This is a genomic window from Microbacterium petrolearium, assembly GCF_054782875.1.
In genome coordinates this window covers 1-567 of record NZ_BAAGRQ010000087.1, presented here as the reverse complement: position 1 = coordinate 567, position 567 = coordinate 1, and the positions used below count along the sequence as shown (strand labels likewise).

1 pseudogene is annotated in these 567 nt (G+C 70.2%); it reads right to left on the bottom strand.

Features of this window, described 5'->3' with window-relative positions:
* A pseudogene (locus tag ACYVJ0_RS13750) lies at positions 1-434 on the bottom strand (glycoside hydrolase); the annotation flags it as partial.
* Between the last annotated feature and the right edge of the window lie 133 nt (positions 435-567).

Here is a 567-nt window from a genome sequence, read left to right as displayed (position 1 = left end):
TGCGCCTGGTACTCCTCGTTCTCCTCGGCCGAGACGACGGAGACTGCGGCGGTCTCGATCTTCAGCTTGGCGTCGGTGGCGACGGTCACCACAGGGGCGGCGGCGACGGACTCCTTGGCCTGGGTGGTCAGGGCGTTGAGGTCGGCCGTGTTGAGCGTGCCCTGGACGGCCTTGCCGGCCAGCGCAGTGTTGACCGCGGGGAGAGGGGCCGCCTGCGCGGGGGGAGCGATCAGCGACAGCAGGACGCCGCCGCCCGCCGCGGCGATGACCGCACCGCGACCGGTGATCGCGCCGGCCTGTCCGGAGCCTGCTCGCGCGATCTGGGTCAGGACGGGGCCGCGTGCTGCCCGGTGACGGCCACGCACAGGTCGGGACGTGGCCGAGATGGACTGGGGATCCATGAAAGCGGGGACCTTTCCGATCGAAGACGACATATCAGGCTCCTGGCGAGCCAAGAGTAACGGAACGGCCACGGTGGGGGGAACCGTCTCGAGAGACCGGATGCCGGGCAGCTCGGCCGGTCGGAGAGAATGCTGCCCATGAGACTCCTGCTCCTTCGCCACGGAC